The 26405-nt window shown below is 66.0% G+C and carries 23 protein-coding genes and 2 tRNA genes; 9 read left to right on the top strand and 16 right to left on the bottom strand.

All coding sequences use genetic code 11. The features are described 5' to 3' along the window. A partial coding sequence (locus VN419_RS08840; protein WP_325646607.1) for a hypothetical protein occupies window positions 1-351 on the top strand: 351 nt, incomplete at its 5' end. Window positions 352-444: 93 nt separating this feature from the next. Here the strand turns inward: VN419_RS08840 and pheT are convergent. From pheT to VN419_RS08780, 12 genes are all read right to left on the bottom strand, one after another. Continuing rightward, window positions 445-2874, bottom strand: coding sequence for a phenylalanine--tRNA ligase subunit beta (gene pheT / locus VN419_RS08835; RefSeq protein ID WP_325646605.1), 2430 nt, complete (start codon window positions 2872-2874; stop codon window positions 445-447). Window positions 2875-3008: 134 nt separating this feature from the next. Beyond that, the gene (gene pheS, locus VN419_RS08830; RefSeq protein WP_414652925.1) at window positions 3009-4070 is read right to left on the bottom strand and encodes a phenylalanine--tRNA ligase subunit alpha; all 1062 of its coding nucleotides are present in this window, start codon (window positions 4068-4070) and stop codon (window positions 3009-3011) included. A 13-nt stretch (window positions 4071-4083) separates the two neighbouring features. Continuing rightward, window positions 4084-4428 carry a 50S ribosomal protein L20 gene (gene rplT, locus VN419_RS08825; RefSeq protein WP_325646601.1) on the bottom strand — a complete coding sequence of 115 codons (345 nt, stop codon included), beginning with the start codon at window positions 4426-4428 and terminating at the stop codon, window positions 4084-4086. A gap of 72 nt (window positions 4429-4500) precedes the next feature. Beyond that, complete coding sequence (gene rpmI, locus VN419_RS08820; RefSeq protein ID WP_325646599.1) at window positions 4501-4698, bottom strand: 50S ribosomal protein L35; 198 nt, start codon at window positions 4696-4698, stop codon at window positions 4501-4503. 57 nt (window positions 4699-4755) lie between these two features. Continuing rightward, entirely contained in the window at window positions 4756-5301 is a 546-nt protein-coding gene (gene infC, locus VN419_RS08815; RefSeq protein ID WP_325646609.1) for a translation initiation factor IF-3, read from the bottom strand. Next, window positions 5288-7222, bottom strand: coding sequence for a threonine--tRNA ligase (gene thrS, locus VN419_RS08810; protein ID WP_325646597.1), 1935 nt, complete (start codon window positions 7220-7222; stop codon window positions 5288-5290). The genes infC and thrS overlap by 14 nt, the downstream gene beginning before the upstream one ends. 99 nt (window positions 7223-7321) lie before the next feature. After that, a tRNA-Val gene (locus VN419_RS08805) sits at window positions 7322-7398 on the bottom strand. Window positions 7399-7467: 69 nt separating this feature from the next. Further along, window positions 7468-8202 (bottom strand): DVU0298 family protein, encoded by a 735-nt coding sequence (locus VN419_RS08800; protein WP_325646595.1) that lies wholly within the window; start codon window positions 8200-8202, stop codon window positions 7468-7470. A gap of 31 nt (window positions 8203-8233) precedes the next feature. After that, a complete protein-coding gene (locus tag VN419_RS08795) occupies window positions 8234-8863 on the bottom strand; it encodes a tetratricopeptide repeat protein (protein ID WP_325646593.1) in 630 nt (209 codons plus the stop codon). A 4-nt stretch (window positions 8864-8867) separates the two neighbouring features. Continuing rightward, window positions 8868-9254, bottom strand: coding sequence for a hypothetical protein (locus VN419_RS08790; RefSeq protein WP_325646591.1), 387 nt, complete (start codon window positions 9252-9254; stop codon window positions 8868-8870). A 2-nt stretch (window positions 9255-9256) separates the two neighbouring features. Then, the gene (locus VN419_RS08785; RefSeq protein ID WP_325646589.1) at window positions 9257-10222 is read right to left on the bottom strand and encodes a YkgJ family cysteine cluster protein; all 966 of its coding nucleotides are present in this window, start codon (window positions 10220-10222) and stop codon (window positions 9257-9259) included. Between the two features lie 231 nt (window positions 10223-10453). Then, window positions 10454-10642: a ferredoxin gene (locus tag VN419_RS08780; RefSeq protein ID WP_325646587.1), complete on the bottom strand. Its 189-nt coding sequence runs from the start codon at window positions 10640-10642 to the stop codon at window positions 10454-10456. 330 nt (window positions 10643-10972) lie between these two features. Here VN419_RS08780 and VN419_RS08775 point away from each other — a divergent pair, with 330 nt between their 5' ends. From VN419_RS08775 to VN419_RS08740, 8 genes are all read left to right on the top strand, one after another. Next, window positions 10973-12172, top strand: coding sequence for an aminopeptidase (locus VN419_RS08775; protein WP_325646585.1), 1200 nt, complete (start codon window positions 10973-10975; stop codon window positions 12170-12172). 146 nt (window positions 12173-12318) lie between these two features. Further along, window positions 12319-13566: an EAL and HDOD domain-containing protein gene (locus VN419_RS08770; RefSeq protein ID WP_325646583.1), complete on the top strand. Its 1248-nt coding sequence runs from the start codon at window positions 12319-12321 to the stop codon at window positions 13564-13566. A gap of 7 nt (window positions 13567-13573) precedes the next feature. Beyond that, window positions 13574-14977 carry a hybrid sensor histidine kinase/response regulator gene (locus VN419_RS08765; RefSeq protein WP_325646581.1) on the top strand — a complete coding sequence of 468 codons (1404 nt, stop codon included), beginning with the start codon at window positions 13574-13576 and terminating at the stop codon, window positions 14975-14977. A 114-nt stretch (window positions 14978-15091) separates the two neighbouring features. Beyond that, window positions 15092-16126, top strand: coding sequence for an ABC transporter substrate-binding protein (locus VN419_RS08760; protein ID WP_325646579.1), 1035 nt, complete (start codon window positions 15092-15094; stop codon window positions 16124-16126). Window positions 16127-16267: 141 nt separating this feature from the next. After that, window positions 16268-17296: an ABC transporter substrate-binding protein gene (locus tag VN419_RS08755; RefSeq protein ID WP_325646576.1), complete on the top strand. Its 1029-nt coding sequence runs from the start codon at window positions 16268-16270 to the stop codon at window positions 17294-17296. Then, on the top strand, window positions 17293-20574 hold the full coding sequence (locus VN419_RS08750) for a PAS domain S-box protein (RefSeq protein WP_325646574.1): 3282 nt from the start codon (window positions 17293-17295) through the stop codon (window positions 20572-20574). Before VN419_RS08755 ends, VN419_RS08750 begins: the two co-directional genes overlap by 4 nt. Further along, window positions 20571-20963, top strand: a complete 393-nt coding sequence (locus tag VN419_RS08745; RefSeq protein WP_325646572.1) for a response regulator — start codon at window positions 20571-20573, stop codon at window positions 20961-20963. Before VN419_RS08750 ends, VN419_RS08745 begins: the two co-directional genes overlap by 4 nt. Beyond that, window positions 20960-22054 carry an HD domain-containing phosphohydrolase gene (locus VN419_RS08740; RefSeq protein WP_325646570.1) on the top strand — a complete coding sequence of 365 codons (1095 nt, stop codon included), beginning with the start codon at window positions 20960-20962 and terminating at the stop codon, window positions 22052-22054. Before VN419_RS08745 ends, VN419_RS08740 begins: the two co-directional genes overlap by 4 nt. Here VN419_RS08740 and VN419_RS08735 read toward each other — a convergent pair. The 4 genes from VN419_RS08735 to VN419_RS08720 all read right to left on the bottom strand — a co-directional run bounded on the left by VN419_RS08735 (window position 22051) and on the right by VN419_RS08720 (window position 26333). Further along, complete coding sequence (locus VN419_RS08735; RefSeq protein WP_325646568.1) at window positions 22051-24672, bottom strand: PAS domain-containing hybrid sensor histidine kinase/response regulator; 2622 nt, start codon at window positions 24670-24672, stop codon at window positions 22051-22053. The two genes, VN419_RS08740 and VN419_RS08735, sit on opposite strands and share 4 nt — an antisense overlap. Next, window positions 24669-25541: an ectoine/hydroxyectoine ABC transporter substrate-binding protein EhuB gene (gene ehuB, locus VN419_RS08730; protein ID WP_325646566.1), complete on the bottom strand. Its 873-nt coding sequence runs from the start codon at window positions 25539-25541 to the stop codon at window positions 24669-24671. The genes VN419_RS08735 and ehuB overlap by 4 nt, the downstream gene beginning before the upstream one ends. A 220-nt stretch (window positions 25542-25761) precedes the next feature. Next, window positions 25762-25837 (bottom strand) — tRNA-Arg (locus VN419_RS08725). 16 nt (window positions 25838-25853) lie between these two features. Then, window positions 25854-26333: a pyridoxamine 5'-phosphate oxidase family protein gene (locus VN419_RS08720; RefSeq protein WP_325646564.1), complete on the bottom strand. Its 480-nt coding sequence runs from the start codon at window positions 26331-26333 to the stop codon at window positions 25854-25856. Window positions 26334-26405 lie beyond the last annotated feature (72 nt).

The following is a 26405-nucleotide window of genomic DNA, read 5'->3' as shown; positions in this document are numbered from 1 at the left end:
GTGATTGCCGGTGCTGCAGTCGCAATAAGTTATGCGAACTATATTTTAGCTAAGCAAAAGCGCGCTGACGACTTATTCGATAGACGCTTTGCATTTTACAAGCGTCTTGAGGGATATTGGATGAGCACTGGAAGATGGGCTTCAAAGGATACTGACCCATATCCTGATATCGAGACTCTGATTTCGTTTGCAGATGAAGCTTCATTCCTATTTAGTGATAGCATCTGCAAACACATCGTAAACCTCCCAACATCAGGTCATCGAGGGTCACCATTCTTTCCAGATGATGATTTCGTTAAACCTTTCAGAGAATATCTACGTCTCGAAAGGCCAACCATCACAACGTTTTAGGATGCAATTGAAGCCAAACGGCATATAACAAGAAGGGGAGCCCTCGCGGACTCCCCTTCTTCATTCCCTCTGCGGGATTCTTTTTGATTTCGCTTAAATTTCGACCGGCAGCTTCTGTGGCAGCCCGGCAAGCACCTTGCCGTGCTCCTTGTCCACTTCCTTGTCCACCAGCGTGCGGTCCGCGTGGCGGTACGTGAGGCGGAAGGTCAGGTTGCGCTTGGCGGCTATGTCTTTCGGCGCATAGACGGAAACCAACTCAAGCCCTTCGAGGTGCTTCGGCTTCATCTCGCGGATAGCGTCCTCAATGTTGCAGGCGCGCACGAAGTCGCCCTTATTGCCGTCGTTCAGGCAGATGACAGTCACGTCGCGCCGCACGGGCGGGAACTTGGGCAGGCTCTTGAACGCGGGCGTGGTGGCGCGGGAAAGCTCGCGCAGCAGGTCGGCGTCCATGTCCGCCAGCCACACTTCCTTGCGGGCGTGATAGGCGTCGGCGATTTTTGGCTGCACGCGCCCGATGCGTCCGACAAGCGTATCCCCGTCCTGCAAGGCGACCCGCACACAGGGCTCCAGGTAGGGGTGCCCCTCTTGAATATAGTAGTTCGCCGGGCCCAAACGCAGGTGCGCCAGCAGGTTCTCCACCAGACCCTTCACGTCCAGGTAGTCGGCCTCGCCTTGCTCCCACGGCCATTCCTGCGTGTGCCGCGCGCCATGCACCAGCATGCCGAGGCGCGAGTTCTCGCGCGCGCCGGTGTCGCTGGCGGCGTCCTCATGGAAGGACTTGGCCACCTCGAACAGGCGCAGACTGGCGTTGCCCTGGGCCAGGTTGTGGCGCACGTTGTTCAGCAGGCCGGGGGCGATCTCCGTGCGCAGCACGTTCTGGTCCTCGGACAACGGGTTGGCGATTTTTATGCGCCCCTCCGCCGGCAGGTTCAGGCGGTCCAGGTCGTCGGTGCCCACAAAGCTGTAGTTGATGGCCTCGCGCAGGCCGGCGCCCACGGCCCAGGCCTTGAGCGCCTGGAGGAAGCCGAACTCGGTGTCGCGCATCTGCGCGGAATCGAGCGCCTTGGAGATCTTCGGCAGCACGGCCGGGATGCGGTCCAGCCCGTGCACACGGCCGCATTCCTCGAACAGGTCCACCTCGCGCTCCAGGTCCAGGCGGTGCGGGGGCGAGGTGACGCGCCAGTTGGCGGCGTCGCTGTCGTCCACGCTGCAGCCCAGACCCGTGAGGGTGGTCTTGCAGAATTCCGGGGTCAGCGTGAGACCCAAGAGCGCGTTGCAGCGGTCGATGCGGAAGCTGTGGCTGCGCTCGGCCCAGGGCTTGGGCTCGGCCGCGGCGATGCCCGCCATGACCTTCGCGCCCGAAACCTCGGCCATGAGCTGGGCCGCGCGCTCCAGGGCGAAGAGCGAACCAACCTGGTCCACGCCGCGCTCGAAGCGGTACGAGGCTTCGCTCGGCAGGGCCAGCCTGCGGGCGGTTTTGCGGATGGTGCCGGGCCGGAAGATGGCGCACTCCAGCAGCACCTCGGTGGAGTCGTCGGTGATGCTGGAATTGGCCCCGCCCATGACGCCGGCCAGCGCCACCGGACGCTCGGCGTCCCAGATGAGCAGGTCCGAGCCCAGCAGCTTGCGCTCCTGGCCGTCCAGGGTGGTGATGGTCTGCCCGTCACTTGCCGGGGCCACGCGGATGACGCCGCCCTTGAGCAGGTTGCGGTCAAAGGCGTGCAGGGGCTGGCCCAGCTCCATCAAAATGTAGTTGGTCACGTCCACGATGTTGCTGATGGGCCGCTGGCCGATGGCGATGAGCCGGTAGCGCAGCCAGTCCGGGCTCTTGGCGATCTTCGCGCCGGTAAGGGCGCGGGCGCGGTACACCGGGCACAGCTCGCCGTCGGGGATGTCGATGCGCACCACGGAATTGGCGTCGCCCGCGCTGGCGTCCTCGACGAGGTTCAGCGTGGGCATGGTCAGCGGCAGGCCGAAGCCCAGGGCCGTCTCCCGCGCGATGCCGAGCACGGACAAACAGTCGGCGCGGTTCGGCGTGATGGAGACCTCGATGACCTCGCGCTCAAGGCCCAGGGCCTCGGTGAGCAGCGCGCCGGGGGCGAAGCCCTCGGGCAGGACCATGATGCCCTCGTGGTCCTCGGAAAGGCCCAGCTCGCGCTCGGAGCAGATCATGCCGTGGGAGGCCACGCCGCGCAGCTTGCCCTTCTTGATCTGCATGCCGCCGGGCATGGTGGTGCCGATGGGCGCCACGGGCACCTTCTGGCCCTTGGCCACGTTGGGCGCGCCGCACACGATCTGCAAGGCTTCCGGCCCGCCCACGTCCACGGAGCAGACGTGCAGGTGGTCGGAATCCGGGTGGTCGGCGCACTCCAGCACATGGCCCACCACGATGGACGAGATGGATTCGAAGGGATCGAGGATGGCCTCGACCTCAAGGCCCTGCATGGTCAGGCGCTCGGCCAGCTCCTGCACGGTTCCGGTGAAGGGCACGAATTCCCGCAGCCACTGCAAACTGATGTGCATATCCGCCTCGTGCGGCTTGAGGGGGCTTCATCGCACCCCGGTAAGAAGACAGGTAAGACGACAACGCCCCGGCGCCCTGCCCTTCGCCGCCCGTTCAAGGGTAGGCGAGAGGCCGGGCGCGGGGCGCTTCAATGCTACGAAAACTGTTCGAGGAACCGAACGTCGTTCTCAAAGAACATGCGCAGGTCGCCGATGCCGTACTTGAGCATGGCCACGCGCTCCACGCCAAGGCCGAAGGCGAAGCCGGTGACGGATTCGGGGTCGTACCCGCCCACACCGGCGGCATCCACCGCGCGGAACACGTTGGGGTCCACCATGCCGCAGCCCAGGATCTCGACCCAGCCGGTCTTCTTGCACACGCGGCAGGGCTCGCCCTTCACGTGGCCCTCGCCTCCGCAGAGCATGCACGAGATGTCCACCTCGGCGCTGGGCTCCGTGAAGGGGAAGAAGCTGGGGCGGAAGCGCACCTTGGTATCGGCGCTGAAGAGCTGGCGCACGAAGGCCGTGAGGGTGCCGCGCAAATCGGCCATGCTCACGTTCTTGTCCACGAGCAACCCCTCGATCTGGTGGAACATGGGCGTGTGGGTGATGTCCGAGTCGCGGCGGTACACCTTGCCCGGGGCGATGACCGCCACCGGAGGCCTGCGCGAAAGCATGGTGCGCACCTGAAGCGGCGAGGTGTGCGTGCGCAGGAGCACCCGGTCGGAGACGTACAGGGTGTCCTGCATGTCGCGCGCGGGGTGGTCCGGGGGCATGTTCAGCGCCTCGAAGTTGTGCCAGTCGTTCTCGACTTCCGGTCCGGCCACGACCTCGAAGCCCAGGCCGGTCAAGACCTCGCAGATCTCCTGCATGGCCAGGGTGACGGGATGCAGGCTGCCGGGAGCCGGGCGGCGTCCGGGCAGGCTCGGGTCGAAGCCGGACAGGGCGTCCTTGGCGGCTTCGGCCTCAAGCTCGGCCTGGCGCGACTCGAGCAGGGCGGTGAGGGCGTTTTTGACCTCGTTGGCCTTCTTGCCTGCGGCGGGCTTGTCTTCCGGGCCCATCTGGGCCAGGGCGCCCATGCCGGCGGCGAGCTTGCCCTTGCGTCCGAGGAATTCGACGCGCAGGGCTTCCAGGTCCTTTAAACTGCAAGCCTGACCCCGGCGCGCTTCGCACTCCAGGGTCAGGCCATCGAGTCCTTCCAGGAAGGACTTGAGCATCTCGTTCACGTTCTTATGCCTTGGCCGCCTGGCAGATCTGGGCGAACACGGCGGGCTCACGCACGGCCAGGTCAGCCAGCATCTTGCGGTTAACTTCGATACCGGCCTTGGTCAGGCCGCCGATGAGTTTGCTGTAGGACAGGCCGTTCTGGCGGGCGCCGGCGTTGATGCGCACGATCCACAGGCGACGGAAGTCGCGCTTCTTCTGCTTGCGGTCGCGGAAGGCGAAACAAAGGGCGCGCTCGACACGCTCGCGGGCGGTGCGGTACAGGCGGGAGCCCGCGCCGATGTAGCCCTTGGCCATTTTCAGGAATTTCTTGTGCCGACGGTGAGCGGCAACACCACGCTTAACTCTCATGCTTTCGTTCCTCCGATTCGTTTAGGGCACAGTCAGCGTGAGCCGACAGGCACGACGTCGTTGGGTTAGTGGTTAGCCGTAAGGCAGCAGGCGCTTCACAGCACCCAGGTTGGCATCGTCGACCATGGCGCCCTGACCCAGGCGACGCTTACGCTTCGCGCTCTTCTTGGTCAGGATGTGACGCAGGTTCTGGCGGCGACGCTTGAACTTGCCGGCGCCATTGCTCACGAAGCGCTTGGCGGCGCTGCGGTTGGTCTTCATCTTGGGCATGGTTTCCTCCTCATATGCTCATCGCTTTGGGCCAAAGCCCGCGGCGAGGACGCTCGGTTATTTCTTCACCGGGGTCAGCATCATCACCAGGGTGCGTCCTTCCGCCAGGGAAGGCTGTTCCAGCTTGGCGATGTCGGCCGTGTCCACCACCACGCGGTCAAGCATGGTCTGGCCACGATCCTTGTGCACAATCTCGCGTCCCCGAAAGAACACCGCCACTTTGCAGCGGTCGCCGTCTTCCAGGAAGCGGCGGATGTGCTTCAGCTTCGTCTGGTAGTCATGTTCATCGGTTTTGGGCCGGAACTTGACTTCCTTGATCTGGATGACGGTCTGCTTCTTTTTGGCTTCCTGCTGGCGCTTCTGCTGCTCATACTTGAACTTGCCATAGTCCATGATGCGGCAAACAGGCGGATCGGCGTTGGGCGAAACCTCGACAAGGTCGAGTCCCTTGCTTTGCGCCAGCGCCAAGGCCTCAGAAGTCGCCATTATGCCCAGCTGCGTGCTCTCGTCGTCGACCACGCGCACCTGGGGAATACGTATCCGCTCGTTTCGGCGGACGCCATCATCCTTGGGATGCTGGTCCTGCCGTCTAGGAAAAGCTATAGCTCATCCCTCCGCGCTTGAAAGGTTCACGGGCCGCGTCCAGAATAATCTGCGCCACCCCGGAAAGCGGTACAAAACCGACATCGGCACCGCCGCGCACACGCACGTTGACGCCGTCGGCTTCCACTTCCTTGTCTCCGACTATGAGCATGTAGGGGATGCGCTCCATTTGAGCCTCGCGCACCTTGTACCCGAGCTTCTCATTCCGCACATCCGCTTCGGCGCGTATGCCCTGTTCCTGTAAAAACCGCAAGACTTTTTCCGCGTGGGGCTTGTGCGCGTCAGTCACGGTCATGACGCGCGCCTGCACCGGAGCGAGCCAAACCGGGAAGGCCCCGGCGAAATGCTCGATGAGCACGCCCATAAAACGCTCGATGGAGCCGAGGATGACGCGGTGCAGCATCACCGGGCGGTGCTTGTTGCCGTCCTCGCCGATGTAGGACAGGTCGAAGCGCTCCGGCAGGGTGAAGTCGCACTGCACGGTGGCGCACTGCCAGCTGCGGTCCAGCGCGTCCTTGATCTTGATGTCGATCTTGGGGCCGTAGAACGCGCCGTCGCCCTCGTTGATGGCGTAGGGCATGTCCATGTGCTCCAGGGCGTCCTTGAGCGCATTGGTGGCGCGTTCCCAGTCCTCGTCGGAACCGATGCTCTTTTCCGGCCGGGTGCTGATCTCGGCCTCGAAGTTGAAGCCGAAGATGTCCATGACGTCGCGCACGAACTTCACCACGCCGATGATCTCCTCGCGCAGCTGGTCCGGGCGGCACAGAATGTGCGCGTCGTCCTGCGTGAAGGAGCGCACGCGGAGCAGGCCGTGCAGCACGCCGCTCTTCTCGTGGCGGTGCACAACGCCGTGCTCGAAGTAGCGCTGGGGCATGTCGCGGTAGCTGCGCAGGCGGCTCTTGAAGATGAGCATGTGCGACAGGCAGTTCATGGGCTTGATGCCGTAGGCCTGCTCGTCGATCTCCGTGAAGTACATGTTTTCGCGGTAGTTGGCGTAGTGGCCGCTCTTCTCCCACAGCTCGCGGCGCAGGATCAGCGGGCCCTGCACGAACTGGTAGCCGCGCTTCAGGTGTTCCTTGCGCTCGAAGTCTTCCAGGATGGCGCGGGTAAGCGCGCCCTTGGGGTGCCACAGCACCATGCCGCCGCCCACTTCCTCGTGGAAGCTGAACAGGTCCAGCGCCACGCCGAGCTTGCGGTGGTCGCGCTTCTTGGCTTCCTCGATGCGCTCCAGGTAGACCTTGAGGTCCTTGGGGCTGGCCCAGGCGGTGCCGTAAATGCGCTGCAGCTGCGGGTTCTTCTCGTCGCCGCGCCAGTAGGCCCCGGCCACGGTGGTCAGCTTGAAGGCCTTGATGAGCCCGGTGCGGGGCACGTGGGGGCCGCGGCACAGGTCGGTGAAACCGCCCTGCGTGTAGGTGGAGACGCTCGGCACGCCCAGGTCGTCGATGAGTTCGACCTTGTAGGTCTCGCCCTCGGCCGCGAACTTCTCCCGCGCCTCGGCGCTGGTGAGCTCCGCGCGCACAAAGGGCTTGTCCGCGCCCACGATCTTGAGCATCTCGGCCTCGATGGCCTCCAGATCCTCGGGCGTGAAGGGGCGCTCGTAGTCGAAATCGTAGTAGAAGCCGTTGTCCACGGCCGGGCCGATGGTGACCTTGGCGCTGGGGAAAAGCTTCTTCACGGCCTCGGCCATGAGGTGCGCGGTGGAGTGGCGGATGACCTCAAGGCCTTCCGGAGAGTCCGCGTACACGGGCTCTACGGTCGCGCAACCGGCCGGGATGGGGGTGGAGAGGTCCAGCAGGGACTCGCCGCAGCGGGCCACAACCAGCTCTTTGAACTGTTTTTTGGACAGGGCCTGTTTGAAGGCGTCGGCGAAGCTTGCGCCCGCCTCCACGGAAATCTGCTGACCAGCCACGGAGAGTTCCACGGCGATGCTCCTTGTTCGGCCCGGCGCTCCCGGAAGCGCGGAGACCTGTGGAAGATGAAAAAGGAAAAGGGAGGCACAGGCCTCCCTTTCCGCATAATATGGTAGGCACGAGGAGACTTGAACTCCTGACCCCTTGCGTGTCGAGCAAGTGCTCTAACCAACTGAGCTACGCGCCTAAATTGCTCAAGGGAAGGTTCGTTTACCCAAAGCCATTTTGCTTGTCAACAAAAGATTGCCGAAAAGCTTCACTTTGCCGCGCCCAGGCGTTCCAGGGTCTGCCGGGCAAGGGCCCCGGCCGTGGTGCGCAAAAGCTCCCCGTCCTGGAACAGCGCCACTTCCGAGGCGTCGTCCGCCAGGGCCTCCAGCGCTTCCCGCGCCGCGCCCCCCTGCGCGGCGGGCACAAGGCCCAGCACCCAGGCCGCCAGGCCCCGGTTGGCCCCGTCCTCGTCCGCCAGGCCGGACAGCAGTGCGGGCGTCTCCGCCGCCAGAAGCTCGGGAAAACTCTGCGCAAGCCGCCCCAAGGCCCAGAACACCCCGCGCCTGAGCGCCGCGTGCTCCAGATAGTTGCCCTCGCCGCTGGTTTCCTCACGCACGTAGGAGGCCAGCATGCGGTGGAACTCTTTCGCCAGGCGTGCGTTCCGGGCCAGGCTCTCGCCCAGGGCCTCGGGGATGCCCCAGCCGAGCCCGCCGGACTCCTCGTTCATGCGCCACAGGCACTGGCGCAGGATCACGCGGGCGACTTCCATTCCAGCGCCGGGGCTCTCGCCCTGCTCGCGGCTTTCGGCCATGCGGGCAATGGTCAGGCCAAAGGCCGTGACGGCCCGCCAGCGCACCAGCTCGTCCTTGTCCAACAACAGCGAAAACAGCGGACCGGGCAGACGCCGCGCAGGCACGGACGAAAGATCGCCCAGGCGTGCGCGCCAATCCGGCCCGGCCAGCAGTTCGCGCACAGAGCGCTTGAGGTCGCGGAAATGGGCCATGCGCCCCCCCGCCCCGTCTGTTCGGGGGGACCTATTTCAGGTTCTGGGCGATCTCGTCCAGGAAGGCCTGGGGCACTTCGTAGCCGCTCTCCAGGGCCTTCTTGGCGCATTCGTCCGCGCGGGCCCAGTTGCCCAGCTCGGCGCTGCACAGGGCCAGGTTGTTCCAGGCCGGGCCGAACATGGGCTGCCGTTCCACGGCCTTGGTCAGGGCCGTGACGGCCTCTTCCATCTCGCCGCGCGAGAAGTGCGCGCTGCCCAGAGTGGCCAGGGCCTGCACGAAGTTGGGATCGTACTTGATGGCCTTCTGCAGGGCCGGGATGGCCTTGTCCGAATCGCCCAGCTGCAGCAGCACGAAGCCGATGTTGCCCCAGGGCACGGCGAAGAAGGGCCGCACCTGGGTGGCCTGGCGGTTGAAGTTCAGGCAGCCTTCCAGGTCGCCGCGCTCCAGGCACAGGCCGCCCAGCTGCACGTAGCCCTCGGCCAGCTTGGGCGAGTTGGCGATGGCCTCGCGGAAGGAGCGCTCGGCGTCCATGAACTCGCGCTTGGAGAGGTAGGCCACGCCCAGGTTGTAATGGGTGTTGCCGCACTCGGGCGCGCCGCGCAGCTTGTCCTTCAGGTGGGCGATGTAATCGTCGACGTTGTTGAACTTCGGATCGTCCATGCGGTTACTCCGGGGTGTTGTCGGCGCTCGCGGCCTTGGGTTTGATGCTGATGCCGCGCTCCTTGAGCAGGGCGTTGTACCAGTCGCTGAACTCCAGGATGGGCCGCACCTTCTCGATGTTCATGACCAGCATGACCATGAACTCCGAGAGGGTCTGCATGTAGTCCGGGTCCGGCATCTCCGGCAGGCTCTTGAAGTAGCGGTTCAAAAGATCGTGGGTGGTCATGCCCATGGCGTCCGTGCGGATGTCGATGGGGTCGAACGGGGCCTGATAGGGGTCCCAGTTCTCGTAGCCGATGCGGTCCACGAAGCGCCGGCGCCGGGGCGAGAGCCCCTCGTACATGGCGCGCTTCTGCTCCTCCAGCTGACCCGGGGTGTACATGGCTTCCATGGCTAGGCCTTGGCCTTTTTGGCAGCGGGTTTGGCCGCGGGCTTCTTCACTGCGGGCTTGGCCGCGGGCTTCTTGGCGGCGGGTTTGGCCGGGGCCTGACCGATGGTGAAGGCCTGGGGCGAGCAACCCGCGCAGCCGCCCTTCTTGGTCTCCGGCGAGCAGCCGGAGCAGGCGGCCAGGCCCTTGCCGGCGGGCTTGGCTTTCGGAGCCATCTGGGCGCGGGGCCGGGCAGCGGCGGCGGGAGCCTTGGGGGCCGGAGCGGGCGCGGCGGCCTTGGCGGCGGCGGCGGCTGTCTCCTTGGCCTCCTGGGCCTCCTTCTCGCTCATGATGCCCAGATATTCCTCGGTGTACTCGGTCAGAAGCGCCAGCGACGCGGGCACCAGCACCTCGCCCAGACCCTTGTAACGGGTGGTCAGGCTTCCGGCCAGCTCGTGCGACAGGGCGTACAGCCGGTCCTGGATGCGGTCCAGGTACACGGTGGGATAGGGCTTGCCGCGCTCGAAGCCGGACTTGCCGCAGGTGTGGGCCTGCCCGCCGATGGCCGTGGGCACGCCGTAGATGCGGCAGGTGACCGGGCGCTTGTCGTACATCAGGCAGGCGCCGTCGTCGTCCAGCAGAGGGCAGCGCACGCGCACCTTGGCCATCTCGGCCAAAATCTCCTGGGCGTTGGCACCCTCCTTCACGGCCTTGAAGGCGTCGCGCTTCAGGCGGTGCACCAGGCGGTCGGATTCATCGGCGCGCTCCAGCACGGCGTTCTTGGCCTTGCCCGAAAAACGCTCAAGAAAATTGGCATTCAGGTACAGGGCCTCGACCAGGGTCAGGTCGAACAGGGCGTGGCAGCAGTCGCTGCAGCCTTTTTCGCAGCGCACGTTCTCGGCGTACTTGCCCTTCACGGTTTCGAAAACCTGGTCGGCCTCGCCGATGATGGCCTCGTAGCGCTTGAAGAAATCGGAAAAATCAAGGGCCATGCGGCACTCCTCGCTGGCAATCGCGGTGATGATGGTGACGGAAATATGAGTCCCCTGGCGGGGTAAGTAAAGAGGGCCTTGATACAAAAAAGCCGGGATTCCCCCGGCCGCGTTCCGCCTCGCGATAAGACGGACATGCATCAATCCCGGCGCCCCGGCCTCCGCCACGGGCGGAAGTTGCGGGGGCGGCGCAAGCGCCGCCCCCGTCGTCTCAGCCGGAGCTGTTGAAAGCTATTCTTCTTCGATGACGATGGCGTCCTGCTCGCAAACTTCCACGCAGGACTCGCAGCCCAGGCACTCTTCCATGTTCACCGCAACGGCCTTGCCGTCCTGCAGCTCATAGACCTCGACCGGGCAAACGTCCACGCACTCGCCGTCGCCGATGCATTTGTCGTTGTCGACAGTAACCTTGTAGCCCATTGTACCCTCCAGGTGTGTATAATAAAAAATTAATCTCAGCCCCGTCCAGCCCGCGCCCCCTCCTTAGCAAGGGACACGTTCCGGTGGGCCAGGCGCCGTTTTCCTCAGCCCGCAAGCCAAGCGGCGAGCGCGCTGGCTCCGGGGTTGCTGATATATCCAGGTCGGCTTCCGTGTCAAGCCATGGCGGAGATTCTCAACGTCCGTGCGCCGTCCGCGCCCCCGCCGCCCCCCTCCCCGCGCCGATATTGAGCTTCGCGGACGGCTGGGCTATGCTCCGCCCATCCGCCAGACGAAGCGTCCTGGTCGGAAATCGCCTTCAAGGACCAACGCATGTTCTCCAAAAACGAACTCGAGAAATATGCCCGCACCCTCTGGTGGGGCCTCACCACCGCCCGCACCAGCCCCTACAAGCCGGGCGACTTCATCCTTCTGCGCTTCGACCAGGCGGCCACCCCCCTGGCCGAGGCCGTGTACGACCTGCTCATCACCGAGGGCATGGTGCCCGTGCCCCGGCAGAACCTCACCCCGGGCATGGAGGTCTCCTTCTACGGCAAGGGCTCGGACGAGCAGATCAAGGCCGTGCCCCCGGGCGACCGCGAGCTGATGCAAAACCTCTCGGGCCTCATCTCCCTCATCGCGCCCGCCTCCCTCACCCATCTGGCGGGCACGGACCCGGCCAAGATCGGCCTGGCCGCCGTGACCAGAAAGTTCCTGCGCGAGATAATGGAAGGCCGCGAGCAGACCGGAGACTTCGGCTGGACCCTGTGCGCCTACCCCACGCCGGAGCAAGCCAGATGCGCGGGCCTTTCCGTGGAGGAATACGCGGCGCAGATCAAACAGGCCTGCTTCCTGGACGCCGACGACCCGGCCGCCAAATGGCGCGAGGTGCACGCCGAGGTGACCCGCGTGAAGGAGGCCCTTGCCAAGCTTCACATCGACCGCCTGAAGGTGGAGAGCGCGAACTGCGACCTCACCGTCACTCCCGGAGCGGAGCGCCGCTGGCTGGGCGTCTCCGGGCACAACATCCCGAGCTTCGAGGTCTTCCTCTCGCCCGATTGGCGCGGCACCGAAGGCGTGTACTACGCCGACCAGCCGTCGTACCGCTCCGGCAACCGGGTGGAGGGCGTGCGCCTGACCTTCAAGGCCGGCCGCGTGGTGGAGGTTTCGGCCAAGGAAGGCGAGGACTTCGTGAAAAAGCAGCTGGCCATGGACACGGGCGCGGCCCAGCTGGGCGAGTTCTCTCTCACCGACCGCCGCCACTCGCGCATAAACGCCTTCATGGCCAGCACGCTGTTCGACGAGAACTTCGGCGGGCCGTTCGGCAACTGCCACGTGGCCGTGGGGGCCAGCTACTCCGACACCTACGCGGGCGACCAGACCACCCTGGACGCGGCCAAGAAGGAGGCGCTGGGCTTCAACGACTCCGCCCTGCACTGGGACCTGGTGAACACCGAGGACAAGACCGTCACCGCGCTGCTCAAGGGCGGCGGCAGCCAGGTCATCTACGCGGGCGGCGAGTTCAAGCTGTAGAAGGCACCCAACCCCGGTACGGATGCTGGACAGCGACTACGTAATTACCTAGGCTGGATTCCAGGAAACAGGTTCCCCCGACGATGGCCGGACCAGGCCGGGCACGAGGCGGTTGCTATCAGGTTACGACAACAACAGAGCGGCCCATGACCAATCTCCCTCCCCCGCTGTCTGCGGAGTACTCCCTGGGGTTCTACGCCCGTCAGCCGGTGTTCGACGCCAAGGGCGCGGTGTGGGCCCACAGCATCTACTTCCGGGACGGCATCGAGGCCGTGTCCTCGGAAGGACGGCGCTCCGACGCCACGACGAGCGTGCTGGCCGCCCTCGTGGGCGAAGGCGGCGGGCCGCGGCGCATCATCAAGTTCTCGGCTCAGCCGCTCATCTACGAGCTTCCCCTGCTCTTCCCCAAGGAGACGCTCGTAGTGGAGATGACCGAGAACCTGGCGGGCGACATGCAGGCCATGGAAGCCATCCGCAAGATCAAGGCGCGCGGGTACCTCCTGGCGGTGAGCCGCTTCAGCGGCAGGCCGGAGGCCGCGCCCCTGCACGCGCTGGCCGATGTGCTCTGGGTGGACGCCCTGGGCTGCCAGGAGCCGGAGCTCAACCGCCTGGCCATGGCCTGCCGGGCCCACCCGGCCCTGCCGGGGCTCATGCGCATCGAGACGCGCGCCATGCACGAGACGGCGAGGGCCCTTGGCTTCCAGCTGTTCCAGGGGCACTACTTTCAAGAGCCGGAGACCATCGTCACGCGCAAGCTCTCCTCCAGCCAATTCTCCCGCCTCAAACTTCTGCAGGCCATCGAGCAGGAAGACCCGGACTTCAAATCCCTGGCGGAGACCATCCGCGCGGACGTGGCCTTGAGCTTCAAGCTCTTCGGCCTTTTGAACTCGGCCTTCTTCTCCTTCCCGCACCCGGTGGAGTCGGTGAAGCAGGCTTTGTCGCTGCTGGGCTGGGAGCCCCTGCGCACCTGGATCAGACTTATCATCCTCACGGACCTGACCCCGCCGGGCAAGTCTTCGGAACTGCCCCGCGCGGCCACCCTGCGCGGCCGCTTTCTGGAGCTCGCGGGCAGAAGCCTGGGCGAGGGCTGCCACCCCCGGCCGGAGAATCTCTTCCTCGTGGGCATGTTCTCCCTGCTGCCCGCCCTTCTGGACCAGCCCATGTCCGCCATCCTGGAAACCCTGCGCCTACCGGAGGACGTTGCGGCGGCGCTCACGGATCAGAACCACCCGGCCGCGCGCTGGCTGCTCCTGGCCGCGTCCTTTGAGCGCGCGGACTGGGCAGGGGTGCAGGCCACCCTCGTCCTGCTGGGGCTTGCGCCTCTGGCCGTGGCCCAGGCCTACTCCAAGGCCCTGGAATGGACCGACCACCTGTTCCGCAGCGTTCCCGCCTGAGACCGCCGTGACGCTTCCGCCCTCCGCAGCCCGCGCCTCCCTGCTCCAGGACATGAGCGTCCTGTTCGTGGACGACGACGCACTGGTGAGCCTCCAGGTCCAGGGCTACCTGGCCGGGGAAGTGCGGGCCCTCCACCTGGCCCAGGGCGGACAGGAGGGCATGTTCTCCTACGCTCTGCACCGGCCCGACGTGGTCATCACCGACGTGGACATGCCGGGCATGAGCGGACTGGAGCTGGCCCAAGCCGTGCGCGGCATCAATCCAGAGGTTCCGCTGGTGCTGCTGACCAGACTGGACGACGCGGGCACCCTGCGCCACGCCGTGACCCTGGGCGTGACCGGCTACCTGACCAAGCCGCTGGACCCGGAGGTCCTGAAGGAAACCCTGGCCCGGGCCGCCCAAACCTTGCATCTGAAGCGCGAACTTTCACGCCAGCAGCGCCTGAACGAACTCATGCTCGACGCCGCGCCCTCCCCTTCCGTGCTTGTGGACCTGCTGCCCGGGCGCATCGCCGCCGGCAATCAGCTCGCCGCGGCGCTGGGCTACGCCGCGGGCGGAACCTGCGGCGGCCCCCTCATCCCGGAGAGCCTGCTGGACGAACTGCGCAGGGGAGGCGAGGAGCTCATGGCCGCCTCCAGCTCCCGCGAGGTGGCCGCCCACGGGCGGCACTGGGTGCTGCACTGGGCTCCCGTGGGCTTCGGGTCCATCCTGTTCACCGCCGTGGACATCACCCGGCGCGTGGAGATGGAGCACTTCCGGGACGATGTCGAACGCATCGCCCGGCACGATCTCAAGACCCCGCTCTCGGCCTTCACCGCCATCCCGGAGCTGCTGCTCCTGGACGACAACCTGACCGGCCAGCAGCGCGAGTTCATCGAAGTCATCCGCGACGCGGGCATGCGCATGCTCGGCATGATCAACCTGTCGCTGGATCTGTACAAGATGGAAACCGGCGTTTACGAACTGCCCGCAGCCCGCTTCGATCTCAACGCCCTGACGCGGCAGACGGTGCGCCAGGCCGAGGCCCTGAGCCGGACCATGCGCACGGAGCTTTCGCTCCAGGCCCCGGAGGAAGCCCTCTGGGTCCGCGGCGACGAGCTGCTCTGCCAGTCCATGCTGGGCAACCTGCTCAAGAACGCCCTGGAGGCCTCGCCCCCGGGCGGCGCGGTGCGGGTCGGCGTCACCGCCGGCCCTCTGATCCAGGTGCGCATCGCCAACGCCGGAGAAGTTCCGGCCGACATGCGCGAGCGCTTCTTCGGCAAATACGCCACCAGCGGCAAATCCGGGGGCACCGGCCTGGGCACATACTCCGCGCGCATGGTGGCCCGGGCCCACGGCGGCGAGGTGCACCTGGACATGCGCACCCCCGGCGAAACCACCCTCTGCGTCCAACTGCCCGCCACGGGCTGATACCGCGCGAGAACCGGACAACACTGGACATTAATTCGGAATACACGCTACAGTATCCCATGCTCCTCCCCGCCGCCGCGAGCGCGGCCCAGCGGGGAGCACTGGGAGAAACGCATGCGCTGGTTCCGGGCAATCATCTTCCTCACCCTGCTGGCCCTGCACGTTCTTGGCGCGGCCCAGGCCGCCCGGCAGGCTCCGGCCGAGGCCGGAGCCGTCCAGCGCGTGCTCGTGGTGCACAGCTACAACCCCGGCTACATCTGGACCGACACCCTGGCAAAGGGCATCCAGGGTGCCCTGCCCGGCGACGGGATCACGCTGGAGACCCATTATCTGGACGCCAAGCGCGACCTGGACCCGGAGAGTCTTGCGGCCAAGGCCCAGGCCATCCTGCGGCGCATTGAGCACTGGCGGCCCCAGGTGGTCATCGCCAGCGACGACGCGGCCCAGATCTACCTGACCCAGCCGTTTCTGAAGGGGCGCCCCTGGCCCCAGGTCATCTTCTGCGGGGTCAACGCGCCGCTCAAGACCTACGGCTTTCCCGCGGCCAACGTCTCCGGCGTGCGCGAACGCTGGCACTTCCGGGAAAGCTTCGCCCTGCTCAAGAAGCTGGCTCCCAGAGCCACGCGGGCGGCCATGCTCAGCGACGGTTCCGAAAGCAGCGCCTACGTGCTTGCCGACCTGGCCCAGGACCAGCGCCAGAACGGCCCCTTCGCCCTCGCCCTCGTGGCCTCGGAACAGGTTCAGACCTTCCAGCAATGGCAACGCAAGGTGCAGGACTATCAGACCCGCGCCGACGCCCTGGCTCTGGGCCTCTACCACTCCCTGCGCGACGAGCGCACGGGCGGGGTCGTGCCTCCGGAAACGGTCATGGCCTGGACCAATGCCGCGAACCGGCTGCCCTCCATCGGCTTCACCGACTACGCGGTGGGCGGCGGCCTGCTCTGCGGCGTGCTGGAATCGGCCCACGAGCAGGGCTACCTGGCCGGAACCATGGCCCGCCAGGTGCTGGAGAAGAAGCTGGCGGCGGGCGCGCTGCCTGTGCGCACAAACGTGCGCGGCACCGTGTTGCTGAACCTCAAGACTGCGGAACGTCTGGGACTACGCATCCCCTTCGAGTTCATTCAGGCTGCTGGAATCATAATAAAATAACCAACTTCAAGCGCGACTGCGAACGCAAGCGCCCAGCGGCCGCGGCCGCTGGACAGCATGGCGGCATTTAGCTAAGTAATTCAGAATCCGGCTCCAAAGCCGCCAATACCGGGCCAATGCATCACACGACGGGAGTAAGGCATGCGCTTTGCGCGTCTTTCCGTGTTCACGCTGCTGCCCATTCTCTGCGTAGCCGCCATGGCGTCCGCCCAGAACACGGCGGAGTCGAAACCCGCGCCGAACGTCATCGTGGTGCACAGCTACGGCCCCGACTACATCTGGACCCAGGCCATCAGCCAGGGCATCCAGGAAGCCTTGCGCGGCGTCAAGACCACCGTGGAAACCCTGTACCTCGACGCCAAGCGCGACCATGATCCCGAAAGCCTGCGCGGCAAGGCCCAGGCCTTTCTGGCGCGCATCGAGGCCACCGCGCCGCAGGTGGTCATCGCCGCGGACGACGCGGCCCAGGCGCAGCTGGCCGCGCCGTACCTCAAGGGGCGCGCCAGCCCCCAGGTCATCTTCTGCGGAGTCAACGCCCCGCCCTCGCTGTACGGCTTCCCCGCCCCAAACGTCTCCGGCGTGCGCGAGCGCTGGCACCTGCGCGAAGGCTTCGCCCTGCTCAAGAAAATCAGCCCCTCCTCAGACACGGTGGCCCTGCTGCTGGACGACACAGAGTCCGCCGGATATATTGCGGATGACCTCCAGGCCGAACTCAAGCAGGGCGGCCCCTTTGCCCTTAAGCTTGTGAGTGTGGAGAAAATCCGCACCTTCCAGCAATGGCAGAGGCGGGTGAAGCATCACCAAACCCGCACAAAGGCCTTGGCCTTGGGAATGTACCACGCCCTGAGGGACGAGGCCACAGGGCGCGTCGTCCCGACGGCAACCGTCATCGCCTGGACCAATTCCGTGAACAGGCTGCCCACGCTGGGCTTTGCGGACTACGCCGTGGGCGACGGACTGCTCTGCGGCGTGCTGGAATCCGGCCGCGAACAGGGCTTGCTGGCCGGGAGCATGGCCCGCCAGGTGCTGGAGAAAAAAATCGCCGCGGGCAGCCTGCCCGTGCGCACCAACCAGAAAGGCATCGTGTTCGTGAACCTCAAGACCGCGGAACGCCTGGGCCTGTCCATTCCCTATGAAATCATCAACGCCGCCGGAGTGGTGATCAAATGACGCACACGCCAGGCCCCGGCGCCCGCCGCTTCCGGCCCGACCGCTACCTCGCCCCGGTGCTGACAGCCGTGGCCCTCGGCGTGCTGGTGACGACCCTGGTGGCCTACTTCTACACCAGGAACACGGTGGAGAGCCTGGCCCGGGGGCAAATCATCCAGGCCCTGGCCTTCCTGGACCGCGAGATAACCCTCCAGGCGCGGGATATGACCACCCAGACCAACCTTGTGGCCCAGGAGGACGAGCTGCGCCTGGCCCTGGAGGACTCCTACCTGGGGCGCTCGGCCCGGGTGGCCGCCCAGCGCAAGATGGAAGGCTACGTGCGCAGCGGCACCTTTGAGCGCGTGTACCTCATGAACTCCCGGGGCGAGCTCGTGCTGTCCTCGGACCCGACCCTCACGGCCACCCTCAATGTCTCGGACCGGAACTACTACACCCAGGCCATGGCCGGGCACCCGACGCTGGACACTGTGGCCGTGTCGCGCGTCACCGGGCGGCCCATCCTGGTTTCCTCCACCCCTGTGCGCGGGCCCGATGGCATCGTGGTCGGCGTCGTGGTCGGCATTCTGCATACGGAAACCTTCGCCCGGGCCATGCTGAACGATTCCCGCATCGGCAAAAGCGGCGGCGCTTACATTCTGAATATGGAGGGCGTGCTTCTGGCCACCCCGGCCTGGGCCGCACCCAACGACTTCGGCACCGGCGCCCACACTGCGGAACTGCTGGCCAGCGTAGCCACGGGAGCCACCCACCACTACACGCGCGGAGACAACCGCCGCATGTGCCTGACGCGCCGCAACGAGACCACGGGCTGGGTGCTGGTGCTGGAATCGGACGAGGACGAGGTGCTGGCCCCGGCCACGCGCCTGGCCGCAGTCAGCGGCGCCATCTCGCTCATCACCCTGGTCGTGGTGGCCCTGGCCCTGGGGGCCCTGCGCAAGATCATGGCCAACCTGCGCAGTTCCGAGGCCGACCACCGCACACTGACGGAGCTCTCTCCCGTCGGCATCGTCACCTTCGGCCCTGCCGGAAGGCCGGAATACATGAACCGGCAGGCCCGCAGCATCCTCGGCCTGGACATCGCTTCCCCCCTGCCGCAAGCCATCGCCCTGGAGGATTCCGAAGGCGCGCCCCTGACCGGGGACGCCTCGCCCTTCGCCCTGGCCATGGCCCAGCGCACGCCGGTGCTGGGGCTGCTGGCCTGGTACTCCCGCTCCGGGGATGAGCGCAAAGCCCTGTACGTGAACGCCACGCCCCTGGTCGTGGAGGGACGCGAGGCCCACGGCGTGGTGGCCACCCTGGAGGACATCACCGAGCGCATGCAGGCCCTGGAGCTGCTGCACCAGTCCGAGGAGCGTTTTTCCAGCCTGTTCCGCCTCTCGCCAGACAGCATCGTGCTCTCCGACCTGGACTCCGGCGTCATCGTGGACGTGAACGACACCTTCATTGAAACCCACAGCTACGAGCGCGACGAGGTCATCGGCAAAACCGTGGCCGAGCTCGGACTGTACACGGACCCGAAACAGATGGAGGCGATCCAGGAGCGCGTGCGCACAGAAGGGCACGCCCTGAACATGGAGGCGCGCGGACGCCACAAAAACGGCGCGGAGATCATCCAGTCCATTTCCAGCCAGGTCATGGAGATCGGCGAAAAACGCTACCGCATGACCGTGGCCCGCGACGTGACCGAACGCACCCGGGCCGACCAGGAGCTGCGCGAGAACCGCCGCCTGCTGGAAAGCATCCTGAACACGGTCCCCCTGTCCATCTTCTGGAAGGACGGAAACAGCATCTTCCAGGGCTGCAACGCATCCTTCGCGCAGGCCCTGGGCCTGGCCTCGCCGCAAGACATCATCGGCAAAACGGACTTCGACCTGCCCATCACAGCCGAGGCCAGCGCGTCCTACCGCCTGGACGACCAGGCCGTGATGCGGAGCCAGACGCCCAAGCTGCGCTTCGTGGAGTCCCTGACGCTGGATGACGGCCGGCAAGTCTGGCTGGAGACCAGCAAGCTGCCGCTTTTGGACGACACGGGCCAGGCCGTGGGCGTGCTGGGCATCTTCCAGGACATCACCGAGCGCCTCCAGGCCGTGGAGCAGCTGCGGCAGTCGGAGGAGCGCTTCTCGCGCCTGTTCCGCTACTCGCCGGAGGCCATGGCCCTGGTGGACCTGGAGGACAACCGCTTCGCCGACGTGAACGAGGCCTTCCAGAAGCTGACCGGCTACGACGCCAGCGAACTGCTGGGCAAAGACTCCAAGAACGTGGCCTTCTACGCCGAGGAGACCAGCAGGACCATCATCCACGAAACCATCCAGCGCGACGGCCACGTGGAGAACCACGAGTTCGAGGGCCGCCGCAAGGACGGCCAGATCCTCCAGTGCTCCATCTCCTGCCACATCATCGTCATCGGCGACAGGCGCTATATTCTGGGCCTGGTGCGCGACGTGACGGAAATGAAGAAGATGCAGGAGATGATGATCCAGACCGAGAAGATGATCTCGGTGGGCGGCATCGCCGCAGGCATCGCCCACGAGATAAACAACCCCCTGGGCATCGTGCTCCAGGCCGCACAGAACCTGGTGCAGCGCACTCGGCCGGACTTCAAGAAGAACGTGGAGGTGGCCACCGGGCTGGGGCTCGATATGGAGCTCTTCAAAAACTACATGCAGGCGCGCAAGCTCGACGTGTTCATCGAGGACATCCAGTCGGCGGCGGTGCGCGCCTCGGCCATCATCCGCCACATGCTCGACTTCAGCCGCTCGAGCGAGAGCCGCCGCAAGGTGTGCGATCTGCCCTCCATCGTCGACAAGGCCGTGACCCTGGCCGGCAGCGACTACGACCTGAAGAAGAGCTACGACTTCAAGCGCATCAAGATCGAACGCGACTACGGGGACGATCTGCCCGTGGTCAACTGTACGGAGACCGAGATAGAACAGGTGATTTTGAACCTGCTGCGCAATTCGGCCCAGGCCCTGGCCGCGGCCGAGCCGTCCATCCTGGAGCCCAGGATCTGCATCCGCGTGGGCAGCGCGGGCGACCATCTGCACATAGAGATCGAGGACAACGGCCCCGGCATGCCGCCGGAAGTGCAGCGGCGCGTGTTCGAGCCCTTCTACACCACAAAGCCGCCTGGAGTGGGCACCGGCCTGGGGCTGTCGGTGTCGTACTTCATCATCACCAAGGGCCACGGGGGCCGCATGTCCGTCAGCTCGCACCCCGGGGAAGGCACCCTGTTCAGCATCGACCTGCCTGCGGAAGGGCCCGAAGGGGAAGAGGCGTGAGCACACCCGCGCGCATCCTCATCCTCGACGACGAGGAACGCATCCGCCAGTTGCTGGTGGATTTCCTGGAAGACTTCGACGAATTCGTCCTGCGCGCCTGCGCCTCGGCCGAAGAAGCCCTGGAGGAACTGGCCCGTGAACCGGCGGACTTGTGCATCGTGGACATGCGCCTGCCCGGCATGGATGGCAAGGACTTCATCCTGAACGCCAGGAAACGCGGCCTGTGCGGGCGCTTTCTGCTGCACACGGGCTCCGTGGACTTCTCCCTCGGCCGGGAGCTTCTGGTGGGCGGCATGGAGGAGGACGACGTGTTCTTCAAACCCTGCGATATGGCCCAGATGCTGGAGCGCATCCGATACCGCCTGGCCCAACCTGGAGCGCAAACATGACCATCCTGATCATTGATGACGAACCAGGGCTCAGGCGCTCGCTCACCGCGCACCTGGAGGATCTGGAATACGAGACCCTGGAGGCCGGCAACGGCCAGGAGGGACTGGACCTGCTCTTGGCCAACCGCCAGAAGCTGCTTGCCGTCGTGGTGGACCTGAACATGCCGGTGATGGATGGCTACTCCTTCATCAAGCACGCGGTGGCCGAAACCCCGGAGGTGCCCATCATCGTGCTCTCCGGCGTGGGCATCGTGGAAGACGCCCTCTCGGCCATGCGCATGGGCGCCTGGGACTTCATCACCAAGCCGTTGCACAACTTGAACATCCTGGACTACACCCTGGAAAAGGTGTTCGATCGCGCCCGGCTCATCCGCGAGAACAAGAGCTACCAGGAGAACCTGGAGCGCCTGGTGCGCGACCGGACCCGCGAGCTAGAGGAGACGCGCCGCCAGGTGATGCAGCGCCTTTCCCGCGCGGCGGAGTACAAGGACAACGAGACCGGCCGCCACGTCATCCGCGTGGGGCAGATAAGCAGGCTGCTGGGCCGGGCCATGGGCATGGGCGACGACGCCTGCGAGCTTTTGGGCGAATGCGCCCCCCTGCACGATGTGGGCAAGATCGGCATCCCCGACGAAGTGCTCTTGAAGCCCGGCAAGCTCTCGCCCTCGGAATGGGACATCATGCGCAGGCACTGCGTGTACGGCTGCGAGATACTGGGCCCCCTGGACAGCAAGGACGAGGCCCACCGCCTGTGCTCCGACCCGCTCCTGATGCGCGAAATCGCCGGCAACGAGCAGCTGAAGCTGGCGCGTATTCTGGCCCTGTGCCACCATGAGCGCTGGGACGGCAAGGGCTACCCCTTCGGCCTCTCCGGGGAGGACATCCCGCTGGAGGCGCGCATCGTCACCGTGGTCGATGTGTACGACGCCCTGTGCAGCAACCGCCCCTACAAGAAGGCCATGACGGCCGAGGAAGCGGGCGGGCTCATCCGCGCCGGGGCGGGCACCCAGTTCGATCCCGCGGTGGTCGCGGCCTTCTTCCTGAATCAGGACGAGATCAACGCCATCCGCGACCGCTGGAGCGACGACTAGCCGGCGAAGCCCCCGCCCCCGGCCATGCCCGCCGTGCGGCGGGCCAGCACCTGGCCGATGACCCGGCCAAGCTCCGCCATGTCCACCGGCTTGGAGGTGTAGCCGTCCATGCCCGCGGCGATGAAACGCTCGCGGTCTCCGGCCATGGCGTAGGCCGTCATGGCGATGATGGGCACCTGCGCCCTGGCCCCAAGCTCCTGTGCGGAGCGGATGGCCCGCGTGGCCTCCACCCCGTCCAGCACGGGCATCTGCACGTCCATCACCACCACGTCGAAATCTTGCCGCGCAAGCCGTTCCAGGGCCTGCCGCCCGTCGCGGGCGGTGCAGACGGCATAGCCGGACTTCTTGAGCATCTGCTCCGCCGCCAAGAGGCTGATTTCCTCGTCCTCCACCAAGAGCACGCGCAGGGCGGCCCCGGCCACGGGCGCCGCTGGTGGGCTTGGCGCATTGTCCTCTTGCGGGGCCTCCTGCTCGGCCTCCTGCGCGGTTCCGGCCTCGGGCAGGCCAAAGGGCAGAACAACAGTCATGAGGGTTCCCGGACCGCTGTTGTCCACGCAGAGCGAACCGCCCAGAAGCCCGATGAGCCGCCGCACAATGGCCAGCCCGAGCCCGGCCCCCTGGAAGCGCCGGGTGTAGGAGCCCTCGGCCTGGGTGAAGGGTTCGAAGATGTTGGCCAGAAGCTCGTCGGTGATGCCGATGCCCGTGTCGCTGATGCTGAACAGCAGGCGGCGGTCCGCCGCGCCGCCGCCGGGCAGGGGGGTCAGCTCTGCGCGCACCTCGCCCTGGCGGGTGAACTTGAGCGCGTTGCCCATGAGGTTGAAGAGGATCTGCAGCAGCCGGGCCTCGTCGCCCACCAGCACCCTGGGCACGCCGGGGTCGATTTCGAAAGAGAAGGCCACGCCCTTTTCCCGCGCGGTAAGGCCGAAAAGCTCCAGGGCCGCATGCCGCAGCCCCTCCACCGCGAAGGACGCGCGCTGCACGGCCAGCATGCCCGCCTCGATGCGCGAGAAGTCCAGGATGTCCGACAGGAGCCGCGTGAGCCGCTTGGACGACTGGGTGGCGGCCAGCAGGTACTTGCGCTGCTCCTCGTCCATGCGCGTGGTGTCCAGCAGTTGCAGCATGCCCAGAATGCCGTTCAGGGGCGTGCGGATCTCGTGGCTCATGTTGGCCAGGAACTCGTTCTTGGTCTTGTTAGCCGTCTCCGCCGCCTCTTTGGCCTGGCGCAGGGCCTCCTGGTTCTGCTTGGTCTCGTGGATGTCCAGGCAGTGGCCGATGAAGCCCACGAAGACGCCCTCGGAATTGAAGCGCGGGGTGCCCTGGTCCACTATCCAGCGGTACTCGCCGCTGGCGTGGCGCAGGCGGTATTCCATGCTGAAGGCCTGGCGTGCGTCAAAGGCCTTCACGTAGATGTCCAGGCAGCGGTCGAAGTCGTCCGGGTGCACGCCCTCGGCCCAGCCGTTGCCCAACTCCTTTTCCAGGGGCCGCCCGGTGAAGCGCAGCCAGGGCTCGTTGAAGTAGTCGCACAGTTTGTCCAGGCCGGAGGTCCAGATGAGGGCCTGGCCGCCATCGGCCAGGGCGCGGAAGTGCAATTCGCTCTCGCGCAGGGCCTTCTTGTAGAACTTCTCGTCCGACTGGTCGCGGAACACCAGCACCACACCCCGGATGACCCCTTCGGCGTCGGTGATGGGCGCGGCGCTGTCGGCAATGGCGCGCTCCACGCCGTCCCGGGCCACCAGCAGGGTATCGTTGGCCAGCTCCACGCGCACGCCGTCGCGCAGCACCCTGGCCACGGGGTTGTCCAGGGGCTCGCGCGTCTGCTCGTTGATGATGTTGAAGACCTTGCGCAGGGGCAGTCCGCGCGCCTGGGCGTCGCGCCAGCCGGTCATGGCCTCGGCCACGGGGTTCAAGAGCTCCACCAGCCCCCGTTCGTCGGTGACGATGACGCCGTCGCCGATGCTGCGCAGGGTGATGCCCTGGCGCTCGTCCAGTCTGCGTCGCTCGGCCTCGGCACGCTCACGGGCGCGCCCGGCGAAGAACACATGCGCGCTCACCCCGGCCAGCAGCAGGACGGAAACGCCCAGGACCAGAAAAAACTCGCGGGCGAAGCGCTGGGCCAGCTGGCCCAGTTCAAGCCGGGTGCGGGCGTCCATGTCCTCGGTCTGGCGCTCCAGGTCGTGGTAAGCAATGCGCAAGGCGGTCGTTCTTTCTCCATGGTTCTGCGCGTGGGCTTCCCAATCCCCCAGGCGGGCATGGAAGGCTGCCAGGCTCTCCAGAAAGCGGTCTCTGGCGGCGTGATCGAACTGCCCGGCCTCGCGCCCGGAACGGTCAAAGGAAATCAGCGCCTGGCGGATGAGCACCAGCCCCTGCTCGCGCCGGTAGGGCGAGTCCGCCTCGGCGGAGAGCAGCACGGCCAGAAAGCCCTGGGCCAGCTCGACGCGAGCCTGGCGCATGGTGTCCAGGCGCTGGCTGGCCTGGCGCATGTCCTGCTGCTGCCGCAGGTGCATCCAGGAAATGAGCGCGCACACCAGAAGCGAGAGCACGATGGTGCTCCAGATTTCCCAGCGGCGCTGCGGAACCCAATTTTGCAGCGCGGAGGCCCAATACGCCTGCGCGTTCATGGGGCCAAAATCTCCCGGGTGGTCATGTTCCCGGGCAGCTCCTCCGGTCCGAAACCGAAGTCGTCCATGAGGTCCAGAAACTCCGGGTCGGCGGCAAGAGCCCGCAGTTCCCCGTTCCAGGCCGCCAGAAGGCTCTTGTCCTCCTTGCGGAAGCCGAAGCCGCCGAAGCCGGAGCGGGCCTCCAAGTCAAGCCCCGCGCCTGTGAAGGGCCGGGCGATTTCCGTGCGGCCCAGCTGGTCGCGTATGGCCATCCACTTTATGGTGGGCGAGGAAAGGGCCAGCCCGTCGGCCAAGCCCGTCTCCACGGCCACGCGCCCGGTCTGAGCATCGGGCACCTGGATGAGCTGGACCTCCGGCAGACCCGCGCGCAGCAGGGCTTGCCCTTCCACCGCGCCTGTCAGCACGGCCAGCCGCACGGTCCCGTCGGCCAGGGCGTCCTTGTAGCTGTGCAGGCGCTTTGGGTTGCCCCGGGCCACAAGCAGCGCCGGGCGCACATGGAACACCGGCTCGGAGAAGCTCACCTGCTCGGCGCGCTCTGGGGTGATGAACATGCCTGCGGCGATGACGTCGATGCGGCCGTCCTTGAGCTCGGCGATGAGGGCGCCGAAATCCGCCAGACGCCATTCGATGTCTTTGATGCCCAGACGATGGGCCACGCGGCGGGCCAGTTCCGGCGATTGCCCGGTGACGACCCCCTCCGGGGTGAGGAAGGCGTAGGGAGCTTCCACGGCGTAGCCGATGCGGATGACTCCGCTCGTGCGGATGCGCTCCAGAGTGTGGTCGTCCTTGGCGCGCATGAAGAGCGACAAGGCCGCCGCGGAGGCGAGCGCCCCAAGGACTATCCACAAGAGAATGCGGGCTCTGGACATGGTGCGCCGCCTTGCGTGCTGTTGGCCGTGCCCCGCGCAATGCTCGCGCAGGTGGAAGGCTGTCCTGGGGGGGAGGAACAACTCTTGTTGTTCTAGCGCCAAGATATCAGCGCGTCAATGCGTCCGGCGAATACCACGCATTGATCGGAGGCCCGTGTCCGTCCTTGGACGCAAAACGCAAAAAGGGCCGCCGTCTTTCGACAGCGGCCCTGGTCTTGCGTGGTGGGCCCGGCAGGATTTGAACCTGCGGCCTACGGATTCGTAGTCCGGCGCTCTATCCACTGAGCTACGAGCCCACGCGAGGAGGCAGGATTAAGCCTTCCTCGGCCGAGCGTCAAGAACTTTCTCCACCGGAGTGGAAATTTCCAAAGAAAAAATCTCGGTCAGCCCGGTCAGCAGTTGGAAGCTTTCGGCCACAAGGCGCAGCACCAGCACGTCCGCATCGGCCAGAAAGCCAGACAGGCCGGGGCTTCTGGCCAAAAGTGCGGCGCGCGCGGCCTGTTCTGCGGCCGTGGAGGGGAAGGGCGCGGCATGAACGGCCACGGTAAGGGCCTGGCGCGGCGCGGCGTGCGTGGCGCGGTCGTCAATGAGCAGGCTGGCGCGCGGATTTTCGGCGAGGTTGCGAAACTTTTTCGTGTTTTTCTGTGTGGCCAGCCAGAATTCGCCGCAGTCCGGCGCGGCGCAAAAGGTCATGAGCGAGGTGTGCGGCGCGAAAGCACCGGCTTCGCCGGCGCAGGTGGCCAGTACGCAGTGACCTTGGGTATGGACAAATTCCGCGATTTTGTTCAACATTACATCTCCCGCCACATTGTGATCCGTGAGCATGCGGTCTTTGCGCCTGGGGCGCAGGCCGCGCGCATATAC

The organism is Humidesulfovibrio sp. (assembly GCF_035560995.1).
Taxonomy (GTDB): Bacteria; Desulfobacterota; Desulfovibrionia; order Desulfovibrionales; family Desulfovibrionaceae; genus Humidesulfovibrio.
This window is presented reverse-complemented; position numbering and strand designations above follow the sequence as displayed.

Excerpts from the sequence above, each read along its gene's own strand:
- pheT (WP_325646605.1), bottom strand. The coding sequence starts at position 2,874 with ATGCACATCAGTTTGCAGTGGCTGCGGGAATTCGTGCCCTTCACCGGA.
- pheS (WP_414652925.1), bottom strand. The coding sequence starts at position 4,070 with ATGCTCAAGTCCTTCCTGGAAGGACTCGATGGCCTGACCCTGGAGTGC.
- rplT (WP_325646601.1), bottom strand. The coding sequence starts at position 4,428 with ATGAGAGTTAAGCGTGGTGTTGCCGCTCACCGTCGGCACAAGAAATTC.
- rpmI (WP_325646599.1), bottom strand. The coding sequence starts at position 4,698 with ATGCCCAAGATGAAGACCAACCGCAGCGCCGCCAAGCGCTTCGTGAGC.
- VN419_RS08800 (WP_325646595.1), bottom strand. The coding sequence starts at position 8,202 with ATGGCCCATTTCCGCGACCTCAAGCGCTCTGTGCGCGAACTGCTGGCC.
- VN419_RS08795 (WP_325646593.1), bottom strand. The coding sequence starts at position 8,863 with ATGGACGATCCGAAGTTCAACAACGTCGACGATTACATCGCCCACCTG.
- VN419_RS08790 (WP_325646591.1), bottom strand. The coding sequence starts at position 9,254 with ATGGAAGCCATGTACACCCCGGGTCAGCTGGAGGAGCAGAAGCGCGCC.
- VN419_RS08785 (WP_325646589.1), bottom strand. The coding sequence starts at position 10,222 with ATGGCCCTTGATTTTTCCGATTTCTTCAAGCGCTACGAGGCCATCATC.
- VN419_RS08780 (WP_325646587.1), bottom strand. The coding sequence starts at position 10,642 with ATGGGCTACAAGGTTACTGTCGACAACGACAAATGCATCGGCGACGGC.
- VN419_RS08775 (WP_325646585.1), top strand. The coding sequence starts at position 10,973 with ATGTTCTCCAAAAACGAACTCGAGAAATATGCCCGCACCCTCTGGTGG.
- VN419_RS08770 (WP_325646583.1), top strand. The coding sequence starts at position 12,319 with ATGACCAATCTCCCTCCCCCGCTGTCTGCGGAGTACTCCCTGGGGTTC.
- VN419_RS08760 (WP_325646579.1), top strand. The coding sequence starts at position 15,092 with ATGCGCTGGTTCCGGGCAATCATCTTCCTCACCCTGCTGGCCCTGCAC.
- VN419_RS08755 (WP_325646576.1), top strand. The coding sequence starts at position 16,268 with ATGCGCTTTGCGCGTCTTTCCGTGTTCACGCTGCTGCCCATTCTCTGC.
- VN419_RS08750 (WP_325646574.1), top strand. The coding sequence starts at position 17,293 with ATGACGCACACGCCAGGCCCCGGCGCCCGCCGCTTCCGGCCCGACCGC.
- VN419_RS08740 (WP_325646570.1), top strand. The coding sequence starts at position 20,960 with ATGACCATCCTGATCATTGATGACGAACCAGGGCTCAGGCGCTCGCTC.
- VN419_RS08735 (WP_325646568.1), bottom strand. The coding sequence starts at position 24,672 with ATGAACGCGCAGGCGTATTGGGCCTCCGCGCTGCAAAATTGGGTTCCG.
- ehuB (WP_325646566.1), bottom strand. The coding sequence starts at position 25,541 with ATGTCCAGAGCCCGCATTCTCTTGTGGATAGTCCTTGGGGCGCTCGCC.
- VN419_RS08720 (WP_325646564.1), bottom strand. The coding sequence starts at position 26,333 with ATGTTGAACAAAATCGCGGAATTTGTCCATACCCAAGGTCACTGCGTA.